The organism is Methylobacterium platani (assembly GCF_001653715.1).
In the GTDB taxonomy this organism is placed as follows: Bacteria; Pseudomonadota; Alphaproteobacteria; order Rhizobiales; family Beijerinckiaceae; genus Methylobacterium; species Methylobacterium platani.
Genome location: NZ_LWHQ01000037.1, coordinates 36,109 through 51,613, shown reverse-complemented (window position 1 = coordinate 51,613; position 15,505 = coordinate 36,109). Strand labels below are relative to the sequence as shown.

General features: G+C 70.7%; 18 protein-coding genes and 2 tRNA genes. 9 read left to right on the top strand and 11 right to left on the bottom strand.

The window, feature by feature from the left end; all coding sequences use genetic code 11:
• From A5481_RS18245 to sdhC, 7 genes are all read right to left on the bottom strand, one after another.
• Nucleotides 1–612 carry an AprI/Inh family metalloprotease inhibitor gene (locus A5481_RS18245; protein WP_048432916.1) on the bottom strand — a complete coding sequence of 204 codons (612 nt, stop codon included), beginning with the start codon at nt 610–612 and terminating at the stop codon, nt 1–3.
• Between the two features lie 186 nt (nt 613–798).
• Nucleotides 799–1,581 (bottom strand): succinate dehydrogenase iron-sulfur subunit, encoded by a 783-nt coding sequence (locus A5481_RS18240; RefSeq protein ID WP_048432915.1) that lies wholly within the window; start codon nt 1,579–1,581, stop codon nt 799–801.
• A 4-nt stretch (nt 1,582–1,585) separates the two neighbouring features.
• Nucleotides 1,586–1,966, bottom strand: coding sequence for a DUF5615 family PIN-like protein (locus A5481_RS18235; protein ID WP_048432914.1), 381 nt, complete (start codon nt 1,964–1,966; stop codon nt 1,586–1,588).
• Entirely contained in the window at nt 1,963–2,196 is a 234-nt protein-coding gene (locus tag A5481_RS18230; protein WP_048432913.1) for a DUF433 domain-containing protein, read from the bottom strand. The genes A5481_RS18235 and A5481_RS18230 overlap by 4 nt, the downstream gene beginning before the upstream one ends.
• 31 nt (nt 2,197–2,227) lie before the next feature.
• A complete protein-coding gene (sdhA, locus tag A5481_RS18225) occupies nt 2,228–4,054 on the bottom strand; it encodes a succinate dehydrogenase flavoprotein subunit (protein WP_048432912.1) in 1,827 nt (608 codons plus the stop codon).
• 22 nt (nt 4,055–4,076) lie between these two features.
• Nucleotides 4,077–4,490, bottom strand: coding sequence for a succinate dehydrogenase, hydrophobic membrane anchor protein (gene sdhD / locus A5481_RS18220; RefSeq protein WP_048432911.1), 414 nt, complete (start codon nt 4,488–4,490; stop codon nt 4,077–4,079).
• A 13-nt stretch (nt 4,491–4,503) separates the two neighbouring features.
• Entirely contained in the window at nt 4,504–4,923 is a 420-nt protein-coding gene (sdhC, locus tag A5481_RS18215) for a succinate dehydrogenase, cytochrome b556 subunit (protein ID WP_048432910.1), read from the bottom strand.
• Between the two features lie 284 nt (nt 4,924–5,207).
• Between sdhC and A5481_RS18210 the strand changes: the two genes are divergently transcribed.
• Both A5481_RS18210 and mntR read left to right on the top strand, forming a co-directional pair.
• Entirely contained in the window at nt 5,208–6,098 is an 891-nt protein-coding gene (locus tag A5481_RS18210) for a LysR family transcriptional regulator (RefSeq protein WP_048432909.1), read from the top strand.
• A gap of 169 nt (nt 6,099–6,267) precedes the next feature.
• Nucleotides 6,268–6,726, top strand: coding sequence for a manganese-binding transcriptional regulator MntR (gene mntR, locus A5481_RS18205; RefSeq protein ID WP_048432908.1), 459 nt, complete (start codon nt 6,268–6,270; stop codon nt 6,724–6,726).
• Between the two features lie 21 nt (nt 6,727–6,747).
• On the opposite strand, the gene A5481_RS18200 is transcribed toward mntR, so the two are convergent.
• The 4 genes from A5481_RS18200 to A5481_RS18185 form a co-directional block, all read right to left on the bottom strand.
• Nucleotides 6,748–8,049, bottom strand: coding sequence for a methyl-accepting chemotaxis protein (locus A5481_RS18200; protein WP_048432907.1), 1,302 nt, complete (start codon nt 8,047–8,049; stop codon nt 6,748–6,750).
• Between the two features lie 131 nt (nt 8,050–8,180).
• Nucleotides 8,181–9,227 (bottom strand): MaoC family dehydratase, encoded by a 1,047-nt coding sequence (locus tag A5481_RS18195; protein WP_048432906.1) that lies wholly within the window; start codon nt 9,225–9,227, stop codon nt 8,181–8,183.
• Between the two features lie 116 nt (nt 9,228–9,343).
• Nucleotides 9,344–9,676, bottom strand: coding sequence for a DUF167 family protein (locus tag A5481_RS18190; protein WP_048432905.1), 333 nt, complete (start codon nt 9,674–9,676; stop codon nt 9,344–9,346).
• Nucleotides 9,677–9,685: 9 nt separating this feature from the next.
• Nucleotides 9,686–9,973: a YggT family protein gene (locus A5481_RS18185; RefSeq protein WP_048432904.1), complete on the bottom strand. Its 288-nt coding sequence runs from the start codon at nt 9,971–9,973 to the stop codon at nt 9,686–9,688.
• A 108-nt stretch (nt 9,974–10,081) separates the two neighbouring features.
• Here A5481_RS18185 and A5481_RS18180 point away from each other — a divergent pair.
• From A5481_RS18180 to A5481_RS18150, 7 genes are all read left to right on the top strand, one after another.
• A tRNA-Ala gene (locus tag A5481_RS18180) sits at nt 10,082–10,157 on the top strand.
• Nucleotides 10,158–10,266: 109 nt separating this feature from the next.
• Nucleotides 10,267–10,342: transfer RNA gene (locus A5481_RS18175), tRNA-Ala, on the top strand.
• 382 nt (nt 10,343–10,724) lie between these two features.
• Nucleotides 10,725–11,615, top strand: a complete 891-nt coding sequence (locus A5481_RS18170; RefSeq protein WP_048432903.1) for a manganese catalase family protein — start codon at nt 10,725–10,727, stop codon at nt 11,613–11,615.
• A 182-nt stretch (nt 11,616–11,797) separates the two neighbouring features.
• Complete coding sequence (locus tag A5481_RS18165) at nt 11,798–12,109, top strand: metal-sensitive transcriptional regulator (protein WP_048432902.1); 312 nt, start codon at nt 11,798–11,800, stop codon at nt 12,107–12,109.
• Between the two features lie 119 nt (nt 12,110–12,228).
• Entirely contained in the window at nt 12,229–13,596 is a 1,368-nt protein-coding gene (locus A5481_RS18160; RefSeq protein ID WP_048432901.1) for an ABC1 kinase family protein, read from the top strand.
• A gap of 254 nt (nt 13,597–13,850) precedes the next feature.
• Nucleotides 13,851–14,144, top strand: a complete 294-nt coding sequence (locus tag A5481_RS18155) for an aa3-type cytochrome c oxidase subunit IV (protein WP_048432900.1) — start codon at nt 13,851–13,853, stop codon at nt 14,142–14,144.
• A gap of 198 nt (nt 14,145–14,342) precedes the next feature.
• Nucleotides 14,343–15,485 carry a Re/Si-specific NAD(P)(+) transhydrogenase subunit alpha gene (locus tag A5481_RS18150; protein WP_048432899.1) on the top strand — a complete coding sequence of 381 codons (1,143 nt, stop codon included), beginning with the start codon at nt 14,343–14,345 and terminating at the stop codon, nt 15,483–15,485.
• The last annotated feature ends 20 nt before the right edge of the window (nt 15,486–15,505 follow it).

The window sequence follows — 15,505 nt, the reverse complement described above, 5'->3', positions numbered from 1 at the left end:
TCAGCGCACCATCGCCAGCGGCGCGCCGGACTTCGACAGGGCGCCGTCCATCGCCCCGCCCGCCGGGCGCAGGCGCGCCGCGACCGTGCCGCCGGGCTGGTAGAGGTAGACCTCGCCGTCGCGATAGTCCCAGGCGGTGACCTTGGCGAGGTCCTTGTTGGCGCAGCCGGTCGAGGACGCCTTGTAGAGGTCGAGGGCCGGCGTGCTCGCGAGATTGACGCGGCAGCTCGCGCCGGTGGCGTCCTTGGCGGTCCAGCCGCCGACGACGGCCGAGCGCCCGCCGCTCGCGACCACCGGCGGCGGCGGGGGGAGCGCGGCCTGCTGCTGCACCGGCGCCGGGCTCGGCTCGGCCATGATCGGGCCGGACGGGTTGGCGACGACCGGGCCGGGCGCGGCCGAGGCGCCCGGGGGCGGCGCGAGCGGCGCCGAGGTCACCGGGCCCGAGGACAGGCCGGGGCCGAGATCCGGCTCCTCGGGCGGCAGCGGCCGGGCCGGGCGGCCGACCGGCCGCGCCGAGGCGTTGAGCCCGGAATCGAAGCGCGACGAGGAGCAGGCGCCGGCGCTCGCGGCGAGGGCCAGGGCGGCGACGGTGCAGAGGATCTGACGCGGCATCGAGGGGTCCTGCGAGGGCCTTTGGGCGGGCGGCGGATGTCGGGGGTCGTTGGTCTCCGGGAAATACGATCCCGCCAAGGCGCGCGCAGGGGGTTCCCCAACGACAAAGGCGCCCGGAGGCGCCTTTTCGAGGGGGTGTGGCCGACAGGACCCAGTCGGCCGCACCAGTCGGGTTCGGGAGGCTGATCAGACCTCGCGCGCCACCATCATCTTCTTGATCTCGGCGATGGCCTTGGCCGGGTTCAGGCCCTTCGGGCAGGTATTGGCGCAGTTCATGATGGTGTGGCAGCGATAGAGCCGGAACGGGTCGTGCAGCCCGTCGAGGCGCTCGCCGGTATTCTCGTCGCGGCTGTCGATCAGCCAGCGATAGGCCTGGAGCAGGGCCGCCGGGCCGAGGAAGCGGTCGCCGTTCCACCAGTAGCTCGGGCACGAGGTGGTGCAGCAGGCGCACAGGATGCACTCGTAGAGCCCGTCGAGCCGCGCGCGGTCCTCGGGGGTCTGCTGCCATTCCTTCTCGGGCGACGGCGTCACGGTCTGCAGCCACGGCTCGATCGCCGCGTGCTGGGCGAAGAACGAGGTCAGGTCCGGCACCAGGTCCTTCAGCACCGGCATGTGCGGCAGCGGATAGATCTTGACCTGGGCCGACTTGCAGTCGTCGATGCCGAGCGTGCAGGCCAGCGTGTTCTGCCCCATGATGTTCATGGCGCAGGAGCCGCAGATGCCCTCGCGGCACGAGCGCCGGAAGGTCAGGGTCGGATCGACCTTGTTCTTAATCCACAGCAGCGCGTCGAGGACCATCGGGCCGCAATCGTCGCGATCGACGTAGTAGGTGTCGATCCGCGGGTTGGCGCCGTCATCCTCGTTCCAGCGGTAGATCCGGAACTCCTGGATGGTCTTGGCGCCGACCGGCTTCGGCCAGGTCTTGCCCTCGGTGTACTGGGAGCCTTTGGGGAGGTTGAACTGGGCCATCTGTCTATGCCTGATCGGTGCGGTCGAGCCCGAGGGGACGCAGCCGCACCCGTCCGGTCTCGATGGTGAGGAGGGCTCCGGAGAGCAGGTCCGCCCGCGCCCCGTCGATCGCGCGGGCAACGAGGGGGCCGACACGCCCGGGCAGCGTGGCCCCGGTGCGGAGCTGGATGACGCTCGGCGCGGCCGCATCCGACTGCGCCAGGGCGATGCCGAAATCGAGATCGGCCGTCATGACGATGCGGTCGGAGGCCCGCGCCCACTCGATGATGTCGGTGTCCGGGGCATCCTGTGCCCCGACCTCCGACCAATGGACCGCGTCGTGCCCGAGACTCGCAAGATACGGGACCCAGGCGGGCGTGAGGTTCATGTCGACCACGATCCTCACGCCGCCGGCTCAAGAGCGATCTCGCGCTCCTGCGCCATCCAGGCCGCGTAGCGGAGGGCCTCGAGAACGTCCTCGCGCTCAAGGTAGGGATAGGCCGCCAGCAGTTCGTCGATGCCGACGCCCTCGCCGAGATTCCCCAGGATCATCGCGACCGTCACCCGCTTGCCGCGGATGCAGGCTTTCCCGGCCATGACGGCCGGGTCGCGGGTGATCCGGGGGAACTCGGTCATCGATCCCTCCAAGCCGGCGGTCGAGTCGGCCTCAGTACACGCGCGCTTTCGGCTCGATATACGCGATGTCGTTCGACATCGTGTAGGTGTGCACCGGCCGGTAATCGATCGCGACCTTGCGGGCGTCGGGGTCGAGCCAGGCGAGGGTGTGCTTCATCCACTGCTTGTCGTCGCGGTCCGGGAAATCCTCGCGGGCGTGAGCGCCGCGCGACTCGGTCCGGTTGGCCGCCGATTCCATGGTGACGACGGCCTGGCCGATCAGGTTGTCGTATTCCAGGGTCTCGAGCAGGTCGGTGTTCCAGACCAGCGAGCGGTCGGTGACCTTCACGTCGTCGGTGCCGGCCCAGACCTTGTGGATCAGGCCTCTGCCCTCCTCCAGCACCTCGCCGGTGCGGAACACGGCGCAGTTGTTCTGCATCGTCTTCTGCATCTCGAGGCGCAGCTCCGCGGTCGGCGTGCCGCCGTTGGCGTAGCGGAAGCGGTCGAGGCGCGAGAGCGCCTTGTCGGCGGAATCCTTCGGCAGCTCCGGCAGGCGGCCGCCCTTCTCCACCGTGTCGGCGCAACGCAGGCCGGCGGCGCGGCCGAACACCACGAGGTCGATGAGCGAGTTGGACCCGAGGCGGTTGGCACCGTGGACCGACACGCAGGCCGCCTCGCCGATCGCCATCAGGCCCGGCACCACGTGGTCGGGGTTGCCGTCCTTCAGGGTCAGCACCTCGCCATGGAAGTTCGTCGGGATGCCGCCCATGTTGTAGTGGACGGTCGGGATGACCGGGATCGGCTCCTTGGTCACGTCGACGCCGGCGAAGATCTTCGCGCTCTCCGAGATGCCGGGCAGGCGCTCGTGCAGGATCTTCGGGTCGAGGTGGTCGAGGTGCAGGAAGATGTGGTCCTTGTTCTTGCCGACGCCGCGGCCGGCGCGGATCTCCATGGTCATGGAGCGGGAGACCACGTCGCGCGAGGCGAGGTCCTTGGCCGAGGGGGCGTAGCGCTCCATGAAGCGCTCACCCTCGGAGTTGGTCAGGTAGCCGCCCTCGCCGCGCGAGCCCTCGGTGATGAGGCAGCCGGCGCCGTAGATGCCGGTCGGGTGGAACTGGACGAACTCCATGTCCTCGAGCGCGAGACCCGCCCGCAGCACCATGGCGTTGCCGTCGCCGGTGCAGGTATGGGCCGAGGTCGCCGAGAAGTAGGCCCGGCCGTAGCCGCCGGTGGCCAGCACCGTCGTGGCGGCGCGGAAGCGGTGGATCTCGCCGGTCGCCTGATCGATGGCGATGACGCCGCGGCAGCGGCCCTCCTCGTCCATGATCAGGTCGAGGGCGAAATACTCGATGAAGAAGTTGGTCTGCGCCTTCACGGCCTGGCCGTAGAGGGTGTGCAGCATGGCGTGGCCGGTGCGGTCGGCCGCCGCGCAGGTGCGCTGGGCGGTGCCCTTGCCGTAATCGGTGGTCATGCCGCCGAACGGGCGCTGGTAGATCTTGCCCTCGGCGGTGCGCGAGAACGGCACGCCCCAATGCTCGAGCTCGTAGACCGCGGCCGGCGCGTTGCGCACCAGGTACTCGATCGCGTCCTGGTCGCCGAGCCAGTCCGACCCCTTCACGGTGTCGTACATGTGCCAGCGCCAGTCGTCCGGGCCCATGTTGCCGAGCGAGGCCGAGATGCCGCCCTGCGCCGCCACGGTGTGCGAGCGGGTCGGGAACACCTTGGTGATGCAGGCGGTGCGCAGGCCCGCCTGCGAGCAGCCGACGGTGGCGCGCAGGCCCGCGCCGCCGGCGCCGACGATCACGACGTCGAAGGTGTGGTCGATGATGGTGTACGCCTTGCCGTTCTGGGCCGGCGCGGCGGAAGCGGTGGAGGCCATGGGCGAGGTTCCCGTTCTGGCGTTACGCGAAGGCCCGCAGGCTCACACGCACGATGGCGTAGAGGCAGGCGACCGCGACGACGACGCAGTAGAAGTTGTTGGCGATGACCGCGGCGATGCGCAGGCCCTTGTCGTGGACGTAGTCCTCGATGACGATCTGCAGGCCCATCCGCATGTGGTTGGTGACCGAGAGGACGCCAAGGATCAGCAGGATCGCCACCAGCGGATGCGACACCAGGGCGGCCGCCTCCGGGTAGGGCCGGCCGGCCATCAGGGCGACGATCACCACGAAGGCGAGGACGAGGGGCACGTTCGAGACCGCGGTGACGCGGTGCATCCACCACTCGCGGGTGCCGTGATGCGCCGCGCCTAAGCCGCTGATGCGGGCGCGGGGCGTGCGGATCGAGGGGCGGATGTCGGGGCGGTTGTCGACCATCTTGCGTCGTCCTTCAGCGGGCCACCAGGGCGACGAACCAGATCAGCACCGTCAGGGCGATCGAGCCGATCAGGGTGAAGCGGGCCATCGCGATGCGGGTGCCGGGCTCCATGCCGTGGCCGAAATCCCAGACCAGGTGGCGGATGCCGCCGAGCATGTGGTGCAGCAGGATCCAGGTATAGACGAACAGGATCAGCCGCCCGAGGATCGAGCCGAAGAACCACGCCACCGGGCCGTAGGCGCCGGGCCCGGCGGCGAGTGCCACCAGCCAGAGGGCGAGGAGCGCGGTGCCGCCGTAAAGCGCCACGCCGGTGATGCGGTGGGCCACCGACATCGCCATGGTCCAGGTCCAGCGGTAGATCTGGAGGTGGGGCGAGAGCGGTCGGACGACCGGTCTGCCGGCGGGGTTCGTGGGCCTTGCGGTGTCCGCCATCGTGATCCTCGGAATTCCCTGGTCTGTACCGGCTCTAAACTGGGTCACCTACCGGCTCCGCCGCGCGAGCGCAACGTGGCCGCAACCCTGCGCGAGTGACAGACGCTTCCGCCTGTCTCTCTGGAATGCATCCAATTCGCAATGCGGCTCTCGTTGACCCAGCCTTCGCCGGAGACGAAGGCTGTGGACGCCCCTGGTCATCGCGGCTCAGTCCGATCTACCTTCGTGGCCGGCGAAACGATAGGCCGGGAACGGGCCGTCGCCCGAGCCAGGGAGGCGCCGCCATGCATTTCGATCTCGTCGATCTCAGCCTGTTCCGCCACGTGGTCGAGGCGGGCTCGATCACCCATGGGGCCAACCGGGCGAACCTGGCGCTCGCCGCGGCGAGCCACCGCATCCGCAGCATGGAGGCCTCGCTCGGCGCCGCGCTCCTCACCCGGGCGCGGCTCGGCGTCACCCCGACCCCGGCGGGGCGCACCCTGCTGGCCCATGCCCGCCAGATCCTCGGCAACGTCGAGCGGCTGCAGGGCGATCTCGCCGCCTTCGCGGGCGGCGCGGCGGGGCAGATCCGCGTCCTGTCGAACACCAACGCGCTGACCGAGTTCCTGCCCGAGGTGCTCTCGGCCTATCTCGCCGAGCATCCGGGGGTGAGCGTCGACATCGAGGAGCGGCTCTCCGACGAGATCGTCGGGCTGGTCGCGGAAGGGGCGGCGGATCTCGGCCTCGTCGCCGGCACGGTCGAGACCGGCAGCCTCGCGACCTTCCCGTTCCGCCGCGACCGCTTCGTGCTGGTGGTCGCGGGCGATCACCCCCTGGCGGAGCGCGCCTCGGTGACCTTCGCGGAGGTGCTCGGCCACGACCTCGTCGGGCTCGACCGGGCGAGCGCGCTGACCCGCTTCCTCTCGGCCAAGGCCGGGCGCAGCGGCCAGCCCCTGCGCCTGCGGGTACAGCTGCGCGGCTTCGACGCGGTCTGCCGGCTGGTCGAGTGCCGGGTCGGCCTCGGGATCGTGCCGGAGACGACCGCGCGCCGGGCCGCCCGCACCATGGCGATCGCCACCGTGGCGCTCGAGGATCCGTGGGCGGTGCGCGACCTCACGATCTGCCTGCGCGATCTCGCCGCCCTGCCCCCCTTCGCGCAGGACTTCGTCGCCCATCTGCGGGCGCCGCGAGAGTGACGGAGGGGAAACGGCGCGTCCCCCGGATCGCATCCGCTTCTTGCGCCGGCCGCTTCTTGCGCCGGCATCGTGGGCCCGCATCTTCCGCCGCCTGGCCCTGCACACCCGGCCCGTCCTCGGGTAAGACTGGGTCATCGAACGGCGACAGACGAGGCGACGGCCCTACCCCATGCAGGATTCCGAGCATCCGCGCGAGCCCGCCGCCCTGGTCGATGCCGAGGCGCATTCCGCCGGCTTCCGGCAGGTGCGCGAGGCGCGCCGGCTCGAGCTGGTCGAGGATTACGTCGAGCTGATCGCCGACCTGATCGGCGACGGCGGCGAGGCGCGGCAGGTCGACATCGCCGCCCGCCTCGGCGTCGCCCAGCCGACGGTCGCCAAGATGCTCAAGCGCCTGGCCGAGGACGGGCTGGTGCAGCAGCGGCCCTATCGCGGCGTGTTCCTCACCGAGGCCGGCCGGACCCTGGCCGCGGAGGCGCGGGAGCGCCACCGCATCGTCGAGTCGTTCCTGCTCGCCCTCGGCGTCAGCCCCGATGTGGCGCGCTGCGATGCCGAGGGCATCGAGCACCACGTCAGCCGCGAGACCCTCGAGGCGTTCCGCCGCTTCACCGCCGCCCGGACCGCCGCCTGAAGGCGGCCGGGCGGGGTCTCGTCAGGCCGCCCGGACGCTCGCCAGGAAGGCGTCGGTCTGCCCCTGCAGCTCGCGGGAGCGGCCCGCGACGTCCGACGACGCGGTGATGACCCGCGCGGCGTTCCGGCCGGTCTCCTCGGCGGAGGCCGACACGGTGGCGGTGCCGCTCATCACCTCGTCGGCCCCGGCGGCGGCCTGGGCGACGTTGCGGACGATCTCCTGCGTCGCGGCGTTCTGCTCCTCGACCGCCGCTGCGATCGCCGTCGTCACGCTGCTGATCTCGCGGATGCGCGCGCCGAAGCCGCCGATCGCCGACACCGCCTGGGCGGTCGAATCCTGGATCCGGGCGATCTGCGAGGAGATCTCGTCGGTGGCCTTGGCGGTCTGGTTGGCGAGTTCCTTGACCTCGGCGGCGACGACGGCGAAGCCGCGGCCGGCCTCGCCGGCCCGCGCCGCCTCGATGGTGGCGTTCAGCGCCAGCAGGTTGGTCTGGCCGGCGATCGAGGAGATCAGGCTGACCACGTCACCGATCTTGCTCACCGCGCCGCTCAGCTCCTGCACCAGGCGCGCGGTCGAATCGGCCTCGACGACCGCGGCCTCGGCAAGGCTCGCCGAGCCCTGCACCTGGCGCCCGATCTCGTTGACCGAGCTGCCGAGCTGCTCGGAGGCCGCCGCGACCGTGCCGATATTCGTCGAGGTGTGGCCGGCGGCGCCCGCGACCTCGTTCGAGCGGGCGCTGGTCTGGTCGGCGGTGCCGGCCATCGCGGCCGCCGCCGCCTGCATCTCCGCGGCGGCGCCCGACAGGCTGGCGAACAGGGTCGCGGCGTCCCGGCCGAAGGCGGCGATCAGCGCGTCGAGCTGGCGCGCCCGCGCCTCCTGCCCGACCTTGACCTCCATCTCGGACTGGATGTCGACGAGCGAGCCGCAGATCCGCAGCGGCACGCCGTTGGCGTCGTAGGCCGCGCCGCCGGTGGCGCGGAACCAGCGCGGCTGGCCGTCCGGCATCACGATCCGGTACTTGACGTCGTAGGCGCCCTGGTTCTTGACGTCTTTGATCGCCGCCGCGAAGGCGGTCATGATGCGGTCGAGATCGTCCGGGTAGATCCGGCTCGACCAGGATTCCAGCTTGTCCGGATACGACTCGACGGTGGTGTAGCCGACGATGCGGCGGAATTCCGGCGTCCAGGTCACCTTCGTCTTCGGATGCGCGAGGTCGCCCTGGTGCGGGATGACCTCCCACAGCCCGACGCCGGCGCGTGTCGCGAGCAGTTCGAGGAAGCCGTCCTTGCGGGAGAAGCGCGTCAGCATCGGGTCACCGGTCATCCATGTCCGTGACCTGTTTACGAGATGAGGGTGAAGGAGCCGTTACGTCACCGCCCGGGCCACGTCGTCGGCAGTATTCGGGCGGTCCCCGTCCCGGCCGACGCGCGCCTTGCGCAGCGCTGATGCCGCGCTCACCGCGGCATCAGCGCCCAGTAGTCGAGATCGAGGATCACCGCCGGGTCGGTGCCGTCGCCCGCCCTGTCCGGATGGGCGGCGCAGGGCTGGTTCTTGGTCGCGATCGTGCGCAGGCGAAGCGCTCCGACGTCCCGGCGGCCCGGCAGGTCGGCGACCGCCAGCACCTCGCTCCAGGCATAGACCGTGTCGCCGGAGAACAGCGGCGCGACGTGGCGCCCGGCATTGATGCCGGCGATCGAGAAGGCGTTGCCGAGCCCGTTGAAGCTCAGGCCCCGGGCGAGCGAGATGACGTGGCCGCCGTAGATCAGCCGCTTGCCGAAGCGGGTGTCCTTGGCCGCGAAGCCGTCGAAATGGACCTTGGCGGTGTTCTGGAACAGCCGGGTGGCGATCTGGTGCTCGGCCTCCTCGACGGTCATCCCGTCGACGTGGTCGATGCGCTCGCCGGCCGCGTAGTCGCCGAGGCGGTAGGGGCTGCCGGCGAGGCCGAGATCGTAGGCCCGCCCGTCGAGGGGCGGCAGGCCGGCCGCCAGCTCCTCGGGCGCCACCGCCTTGGCGAGGTTCGGCACCGCCTCGACCTCGATCCGGGCCTCCGGGTCGCGCTTGCGCACCAGCACCCAGCGGCAATAGCTCAGCACCGCCTCGCCCTGTGGGTCGTAACCCGTGGAGCGGACGTAGACCACGCCGGTCTGGCGGTTCGAGCTCTCCTTGAGGCCGATCACCTCCGAGACCGCGTTCAGCGTTTCGCCCGGATAGACCGGGCGCAGGAAGCGCCCCTCGGCGTAGCCGAGATTGGCCACCGCGTTGAGCGAGATGTCCGGCACCGTCTTGCCGAAGACGACGTGGAACACCAGCAGGTCGTCGAGGGGCGCCCGGGCGTAGCCGAACGCGGCCGCGAAGGCGTCGGAGGACTGCACCGCGAAGCGCGGGCCGTAGAGCGCGGTGTAGAGCGCCACGTCGCCGGCGGTCACGGTGCGCGGCGTGGCGTGGCGGATGGTCTCCCCGAGGCGGAAATCCTCGAAGAAACGGCCCGGATTGGTCTTCATCGTCGCCCCTCGCGCGCGAGCCTGCCGGGCACGCGCGGCGCCCGGCAGGCTCTGGATGGTGTCGGCCGGTCCGGCCGGTGTCGTCGGGGGATTTGAGGGGCAGCCCCGGCCGACGGTCAAGCCCCGCGGATGGGGGGCTTTGCCGTCAGGTCGCTCAGCCGCCGCGCCAGGGCCGGTCCGTCACCGGCGATCCGGAGGAGCTTGATCCGCGCGGTGGCCCCGCCGGCGAGCGTTACCGCCGAGGCCGGCAGCCCGAGGGCGCGCCGCAGCACGTCCCGGATCGCCGCGTTGGCGGCGCCGTCCTCCGGCGCCGCCCGCACCCGCACCTTCAGCACGGGCAGTCCGTCGTCCCGGGTCTCGACGCCGTCGAGGGCGTCGCGCCCGCCCCGCGGGGTGGCCCGCACCCGGACCTCGATCCCCTCGGGCGTGATCCGCCAGGGCGAGGCCATCGCCGGCCGTCAGGCCATGCCGGCGAAGAGCTCGAACATCAGGTTGCGCAGGAAGAACAGGCCGAGGACCAGGATGATCGGCGAGATGTCGATGCCGCCGAGGTTCGGCAGGATGCGCCGGATCGGCCGCAGCGCCGGCTCGGTCACCCGGAACAGGAACTCCCCGATCTGCGACACGATCGGGTTGCGCACGTTGACCACGTTGAAGGCCACGAGCCAGCTGAGCACCGCGCTGGCGATGAGCAGATACACGTAGATCGTGATGATGTTGTCGATGAGCCAGAGAATCGAGCGCATGCGCGGTCCGTGCGAGCCCGGCGACCCGCGCGCGATCGCGGCGCGGCGGGCCCACCAAGGGAATTGACAGGCTGAGAAGGGCCGGCCTACAAGGCACCCGCCTCGGACGGGGCTGTAGCTCAGATGGGAGAGCGCCGCAATCGCACTGCGGAGGTCAGGGGTTCGAATCCCCTCAGCTCCACCAGGCCTGCCTCGCGTGGTTAACGCAGGGTTGGCAGGGTGGCGAGGCAGGTGGTACGGAGCCACCGGGTAGTGACATCGCCTCGGCGATATGACATATGCCCGCTTACGGCGGGGCTGTAGCTCAGATGGGAGAGCGCCGCAATCGCACTGCGGAGGTCAGGGGTTCGAATCCCCTCAGCTCCACCAAACCTCTGTTTGGTCGGATGCCGGATTTGACGGATTGAAACCGGGAGCGGCTTCGGCCGGTGCCCGGTTTTGCCGCGTCTCGTGCCGGCCTTTCGTGCGTTCTCGGCCGCGTCGCCAGGGTCCGTGACGTCCCGGCTCCGGATTCGCCCTCCCGCTGCGCCCGTCTTCATCCACCGCGCGCTCGGCCGCCCGCCGGGAAAGGGCGCCCCGCCCTCCCCGCCTCTCGCAGCGCGAAAAACCTCCCCGGCCACGCTCGAACTGCCCCACGGGCGAGGCGTTGGTCGGCGATTCCACATACTCATACTGAGTATGAATAGAGCGCAGCGGCGTCGGTGGCGCGTCGCGCCCGGGATCACCGCGACCCAACGGCCAGGAGACCCCGATGTACTATCACGACAAGCGCCTGCAGTACCCGGTCAAGGTGGACAAGCCCGATCCCCTGTTCGCCCGCCAGCTCCAGCAGGCGATCGGCGGCATCGAAGGCGAGATCCGCGTCTGCCTGCAGTACTTCTTCCAGGCCTGGGGCGCCCGGGGGCCGAGCACCAAGTACCGCGACGTGCTGCTCAACACCGCCACCGAGGAGATCGGCCACATCGAGATGCTGTCGACGGCGGTCGCGCTCAACCTCGATGACGCGCCGGCGACCCTGCAGGAGACCACCGCCCAGGCCAACCCGATCGTCGGCGCGGTGCTGGGCGGCGGCGAGCGGCCGCGCCACGTGGTCGAGGGCATGCTCCAGCGCCACCTGCTCTCCACCGGCATGGCGGCCCTGCCCGCCGATTGCGACGGCGTGCCGTTCGACTGCTCGCACGTCTATGCCAGCGGCAACCTCGTCGGCGACATGTTCAGCAACGTGGCGGCGGAGGCGACCGGCCGTACCCTGGCGGTGCGACTCTACAACTCCACCCACGACAAGGGCATGCAGGACATGCTGAGCTTCCTCATCGCCCGCGATACGATGCACCAGCAGCAATGGCTGGCGATCGTCGAGGACATGGGCGGCCTGAAGGAGGCGCTGCCGGTGCCCAACAGCTTCGACCCGTCGAAGGAGGCGCAGGAGTTCAGCTACATGTTCATGGGCACCGACCGCAACGGCGCGCCGGTGCCCCCGGGGCGCTACGCGGAAGGCCCGTCGATCGACGGCAAGGGCCAGTTCCACTTCAAGGCGTTCGAGCCCCTCGGCGAGGAGCCGGTGCTCGGGCCCGCGCGGCCGGATTCCGGCGCCCAGAGGGAGCAGATGACCGCGCCCACTGTCACGAACAGCAAGACCTAGTCCGTCGGGAGGGGGCGTGCCGGTGCGCGGTGCCAAGATTGAGCTTGACCTGCGCGCCCCTGATGGGGGATCGATTGCCGTTCCTTAGGGATAGGGCGGCCATCGTTCACCGAACCCGACGTCGCCCCGGGCCGCCCGCGCCCTTCCGGGCGAGCGGACCCTCGGTCGGGGAAAAGCGCATCATGGATTATCAATACGTCGACGGACGCCTGCAGATCCGCCGCTCCGAAGAGGAAAAAAAGCCGATCCTCCAGCGCCTCAAGCGCATCGAGGGCCAGGTGCGCGGCCTCCAGGCCATGGTGCAGGAGGACCGCTACTGCCTCGACGAGGTGCAGCAGATGAACGCCATCACGGCGGCGGTGCGCGAGGCGGTGCTGCAGCTCATCAGCACCCATCTCGACGCCTCCGTGGCCTACGCGGTGCGCGCCGAGGATCATGACGGCGCGGTCGAGGAGATGGTGCGGGTGCTGCGCGCCGCGCTCCGGCAATCCTGACCGCCGCGCATCCCCCGCGCTGTCCGGTCGCCCTGGCGGGACCAGGCCCCGGTCTTATCTAGGCTCCAAGACCGACGCGCGGCGCCGCCGCGCGCCTCCTCGCACGAGCCTCGTCCCGCATGTCCGCCTCCGACAGCGAAGCCAATCGCTTCTCCGCCCGCGCCGCCCGCTATGCCAAGGTCGGTGCCAATGTCGGCGGCGTCGCCGCCCGGATGGCCGGGGCGCGGCTCCTCGGCCGCAAGGGCGAGGACGTGTCGAGCGCCGCCGCCCTCGCCCAGGCGCTGGGTGGCCTGAAAGGGCCGATCATGAAGGTGGCGCAGCTCCTCGCCACCGTGCCGGACCTGCTGCCGCCGGAATACGCCGCCGAGCTGCAGAAGCTGCAATCCGAGGCGCCGCCGATGGGCGCGGCCTTCGTCAAGCGGCGCATGGCCGCCGAGCTCGGGGCCCAGTGGAAGGACCGCTTCGGTAGCTTCGACCTGCGTCCGGCCGCCGCCGCCTCCCTCGGCCAGGTCCACCGGGCCGAGACTCTGGATGGCGTGAAGCTGGCCTGCAAGCTGCAGTACCCGGACATGCAATCCGCCGTCGAGGCGGACATCAAGCAGCTCGAGCTCGCCTTCGCCCTCCACCGGCGCATCAGCTCGGTCATCGACACCCGTGAGATCGCCAAGGAGATCGGCGACCGGGTGCGGGAGGAGCTGGACTACACCCGCGAGGCGAAGCACGCCGCCCTCTACGCCGACGTGCTCAAGGGCGTCGGGACGGTGCGGGTGCCGGTCGTCCATCCCGACCTCTCGACGAGGCGCCTGCTGACCCAAGGCTGGCTCGAGGGCGAGAAGATCCTGAACTTCACCGGCGGGCCGCTGGAGACCCGCAACCGTCTGGCGCATTCGATGTTCCAGGCCTGGTGGCATCCCTTCAGCCGCGCCGCGGTGATCCACGGCGATCCCCATCTCGGCAACTACACGGTGTTCTCGGAAGGGGCTGAGCCGGCCGGCATCAACCTGCTCGACTACGGCTGCATCCGCATCTTCCATCCCCGCTTCGTCGGCGGCGTGGTCGACCTCTACAAGGGGCTGCTGCACGGCGACGAGGCGCGCATCGTCCACGCCTACGAGAGCTGGGGCTTCCGCAACCTCACCCGCGACCTCGTCGACACCCTCAACATCTGGGCCCGCTTCATCTACGGGCCGCTGCTCGAGGACCGGGTCCGGACGGTGGCGGACGGCGTCAAGCCGAGCGAGTACGGCCGCCGCCAGGCCTTCGAGGTCCACCGCGCCCTGAAGGAGCGGGGGCCCGTGACGGTGCCGCGGGAATTCGTGTTCATGGACCGGGCGGCGGTCGGCCTCGGCGCGGTGTTCCTGCACCTGCGCTCGGAGCTGAACTACCACCGCCTGTTCGAGGCCCAGATCGACCGCTTCTCCCTCGACGAGCTCGCCGCCCGCCAGCACGCCGCCCTGGAGAAGGCGGGCCTGCCGCAGCCGGCCTGAGGGCCGGAGGCGGGGCGCCGCTCCTTCCTGGAACCGGAAAAAGGTGCGGATCCGCACCTTCGACCTTTGATCCATGATGGCCCGGATGCCGGTCCGGGCCGGCTCGGACGCGAAAGAGGCGAGCCCTCGCAAGGATTTACGGTGGCGGCGGGACGGCCCGTCCCGCGAAACGCCGCCGCCCATCGGCCGATTGCCCGGACCTTGGGCATGCGCTAAAGCCCGGCCAACGAGCACAAGCCGGGGTCCACCGCATCATGGCCAACATCGATCACGCCACCGACTCCGCCTACAGCCCGGAGATGGACGGCCCGACCCACGAGGCCACCTACCGGGGCTTCGTCAGCTTCGTCGAGATCGCCACCGGCGTCGTGATCTGCTGGGTGCTGTCGCTCGCCGTTGGCGGCGTCCGCGAGGCCTGGATCACTGCCATCGTCGGCGTCGTGCTCGGCGGCATCGCGGGTGCCATCGGGGCCCTCTCCCCCGGAATCCGCTGGCGCGCCCCCGCCGCCGTAGCGGTGCTGCTCGCCCTGCTCCTGGCCTTCTATTAGGGGAGGCGGGCGGCCTGCCCGCCCTTTCCTCGTCGCGCATATAAATTGTGCATGACTTAATGGTGAAAGATTTGTAACCGAAGCCGTTCCCTCGCGAGAGGGAACGGCTTTACAGTTGTGGGGCAGGCGTGGCCTTGTACATGCCGCCCTCAGGGGGGATCGGCGCACCGCGCCGTGTATCGACCAAAGGAAGTCTGAATGCGGATCGCGGTCCTATCCGAGACCGATCCGGCGGAGCCGCGGGTCGCGGCGGTCCCGGAAACGGTGAAGAAGTACAAGGCTCTGGGGGCCGAGGTAACGGTGCAGTCCGGCGCGGGCCTGAAGGCCGGCGTGCCGGATGCCGAGTACGAGGCCGCCGGCGCCTCGATCGCGCCCGACGCCAAGGCCGCGGCCGAGGGCGCGGACGTCGTCCTCAAGGTGCGCCGTCCCGCCGCCGACGAATTGCCCGCGTTGAAGCGCGGCGCGGTCGTGATCGCCATCATGGACCCCTACGGCCACGAGGCCGAGGTCAAGGCGATGGCGGATGCCGGCGTGTCGGCGATCGCCATGGAGCTGATGCCCCGCATCACCCGCGCCCAGGTGATGGACGTGCTCTCGAGCCAGGCCAACCTCGCGGGCTACCGCGCGGTGGTCGACGGCGCCGCCGTCTACGGCCGGGCGCTGCCGATGATGATGACCGCGGCCGGCACCGTGCCGGCGGCCCGCATCTTCGTGATGGGCGCCGGCGTCGCCGGGCTGCAAGCCATCGCGACCGCCCGCCGCATGGGCGCGGTGGTGACCGCCACCGACGTGCGGCCCGCCGCCAAGGAGCAGGTCGAGTCGCTCGGCGCCAAGTTCGTCGCCGTCGAGGACGACGAGTTCAAGCAGGCCGAGACCGCCGGCGGCTACGCCAAGGAGATGTCGGCCGAGTACCGCAAGAAGCAGGCGGAGCTCGTCGCGAGCCACATCGCCAAGCAGGACATCGTGGTCACCACCGCGCTGATCCCGGGGCGGCCGGCGCCGAAGCTCGTCACCGCCGACATGGTGGCGGCGATGCGGCCGGGCTCGGTCCTGGTCGACCTCGCGGTCGAGCGCGGCGGCAACGTCGAGGGCGTCAAGGCCGACGAGGTCGTCGAGACCGGGAACGGCGTGAAGATCGTCGGCTACGCCAACGTGCCGGGGCGCCTCGCCGCCACCTCGTCGAGCCTCTACGCCCGCAACCTCTACGCCTTCGTCGAGACCCTCGTCGACAAGGCCGCGAAGACGCTGGCGATCAAGTGGGACGACGAGCTCGTCAAGGCGACCTGCCTGACCCGCGACGGCGCCGTCGTCCATCCGAACTTCCAGCCCAAGGCGGCCTAAAGCCGCTCGCCCCGCAATCG

Bases quoted from the DNA above. Each gene is read 5' to 3' on its own strand.
- A5481_RS18245 (WP_048432916.1), bottom strand. From the start codon at position 612: ATGCCGCGTCAGATCCTCTGCACCGTCGCCGCCCTGGCCCTCGCCGCG.
- A5481_RS18240 (WP_048432915.1), bottom strand. From the start codon at position 1,581: ATGGCCCAGTTCAACCTCCCCAAAGGCTCCCAGTACACCGAGGGCAAG.
- A5481_RS18230 (WP_048432913.1), bottom strand. From the start codon at position 2,196: ATGACCGAGTTCCCCCGGATCACCCGCGACCCGGCCGTCATGGCCGGG.
- sdhA (WP_048432912.1), bottom strand. From the start codon at position 4,054: ATGGCCTCCACCGCTTCCGCCGCGCCGGCCCAGAACGGCAAGGCGTAC.
- sdhD (WP_048432911.1), bottom strand. From the start codon at position 4,490: ATGGTCGACAACCGCCCCGACATCCGCCCCTCGATCCGCACGCCCCGC.
- sdhC (WP_048432910.1), bottom strand. From the start codon at position 4,923: ATGGCGGACACCGCAAGGCCCACGAACCCCGCCGGCAGACCGGTCGTC.
- A5481_RS18210 (WP_048432909.1), top strand. From the start codon at position 5,208: ATGCATTTCGATCTCGTCGATCTCAGCCTGTTCCGCCACGTGGTCGAG.
- mntR (WP_048432908.1), top strand. From the start codon at position 6,268: ATGCAGGATTCCGAGCATCCGCGCGAGCCCGCCGCCCTGGTCGATGCC.
- A5481_RS18200 (WP_048432907.1), bottom strand. From the start codon at position 8,049: ATGACCGGTGACCCGATGCTGACGCGCTTCTCCCGCAAGGACGGCTTC.
- A5481_RS18195 (WP_048432906.1), bottom strand. From the start codon at position 9,227: ATGAAGACCAATCCGGGCCGTTTCTTCGAGGATTTCCGCCTCGGGGAG.
- A5481_RS18190 (WP_048432905.1), bottom strand. From the start codon at position 9,676: ATGGCCTCGCCCTGGCGGATCACGCCCGAGGGGATCGAGGTCCGGGTG.
- A5481_RS18185 (WP_048432904.1), bottom strand. From the start codon at position 9,973: ATGCGCTCGATTCTCTGGCTCATCGACAACATCATCACGATCTACGTG.
- A5481_RS18170 (WP_048432903.1), top strand. From the start codon at position 10,725: ATGTACTATCACGACAAGCGCCTGCAGTACCCGGTCAAGGTGGACAAG.
- A5481_RS18165 (WP_048432902.1), top strand. From the start codon at position 11,798: ATGGATTATCAATACGTCGACGGACGCCTGCAGATCCGCCGCTCCGAA.
- A5481_RS18160 (WP_048432901.1), top strand. From the start codon at position 12,229: ATGTCCGCCTCCGACAGCGAAGCCAATCGCTTCTCCGCCCGCGCCGCC.
- A5481_RS18155 (WP_048432900.1), top strand. From the start codon at position 13,851: ATGGCCAACATCGATCACGCCACCGACTCCGCCTACAGCCCGGAGATG.
- A5481_RS18150 (WP_048432899.1), top strand. From the start codon at position 14,343: ATGCGGATCGCGGTCCTATCCGAGACCGATCCGGCGGAGCCGCGGGTC.